Annotated in this window: 2 protein-coding genes and 1 pseudogene; 1 reads left to right on the top strand and 2 read right to left on the bottom strand. The window is 32.3% G+C overall.

The annotated features are described in order from the left end of the window. Positions 1–296: pseudogene (locus tag ACFIO5_RS10780) on the top strand (hypothetical protein); the annotation flags it as partial. Between the two features lie 61 nt (positions 297–357). On the opposite strand, the gene ACFIO5_RS10775 reads toward ACFIO5_RS10780, so the two are convergent. Together ACFIO5_RS10775 and ACFIO5_RS10770 are read right to left on the bottom strand one after the other, a co-directional pair. Then, positions 358–582 carry a hypothetical protein gene (locus ACFIO5_RS10775; RefSeq protein ID WP_143243623.1) on the bottom strand — a complete coding sequence of 75 codons (225 nt, stop codon included), beginning with the start codon at positions 580–582 and terminating at the stop codon, positions 358–360. A 23-nt stretch (positions 583–605) separates the two neighbouring features. Continuing rightward, entirely contained in the window at positions 606–950 is a 345-nt protein-coding gene (locus ACFIO5_RS10770; RefSeq protein WP_082251268.1) for a hypothetical protein, read from the bottom strand. Positions 951–961: the final 11 nt, after the last annotated feature.

Genomic DNA, 961 nt, shown 5'->3' with positions numbered 1-961 from the left:
TTTATTCAGATTTATCTCAGAAAATGGCTATGAAAATAGGAGGAGAATATAGGCCTGAAAATACATATTTGCGTCATTTTTATAAAATGGTTGCGGATACTAAAGCTGCTCAATTGTCCTTAAAAAAGCAAATAAAAAGAATGATTGTTTCAATGAATGATAAGGCAATAAAATTAAAAAAAGAACTTGAGATGCAAGATTTGAATTCTGAAGTTTTTAGTGCAATTATCAATATTATTCAAAAACGTTCTCAACATTTAAAATTTTATCTTTTCTCTTTCCACTTCATATCATAATAGACAACTCTAGAAATTGTTTTTTTTTAAGCTTAATTTATCTTAAAAGCTTCGCTAAGAGTTATACAAAAGATCTAAGAGATAAAAATTCCTTGCTGACTTTTTCACCAAAAAGAAAAGCTCTCACTTGACCACTTTGGTCACCATGTTGCCTGTTATCATAGCTGACATATCCAGAAAACGCACCAAAATCTCTTTTTCCAAGACCTAAACTGCTAAAAACAAGACCATCTCTCTCTTTGCGAGAAAGTGCATCTCGTACAACAAGATACACTCTCTTTATCAAGAGTCTTTCTCTATTTACTACTTTCAATTAATAGAGCATGACATCCATTTTTGGCCACTATATTCCTTCGGATCAAGATCCCTACAACCATTTCTTAATCCAAGAGCCATAAGAAGTGTATGATACTTATTTTGAACTTGAAATTTGTTATTGTCATATGTAAAGAGGTTTTTTCTCTCGGGGACAATAATTTTTTGAAGAATCTTTTTCTCTCTGTCTCCAAAATTATTTTTTGTTACAAGTTGCTCCACTATCGCATTACTCTTAGTCCCCCAGCTATTCCCTACCGGCAGTGCATTAGCCGTTACCGGAGATAATACTGAAGAAAAGATAGAAAATAAAGCTGCAGTTAAAACAATACGTTTCATGAGTTAAGTTC

The sequence above is a fragment of the Bartonella sp. AA86SXKL genome, from assembly GCF_042196885.1.
The sequence above is the reverse complement of the archived record's forward strand: the minus strand, read 5'-3'. Positions and strand labels throughout refer to the sequence as shown.

Excerpts from the sequence above, each read along its gene's own strand:
- ACFIO5_RS10770 (WP_082251268.1), bottom strand. The coding sequence starts at position 950 with ATGAAACGTATTGTTTTAACTGCAGCTTTATTTTCTATCTTTTCTTCA.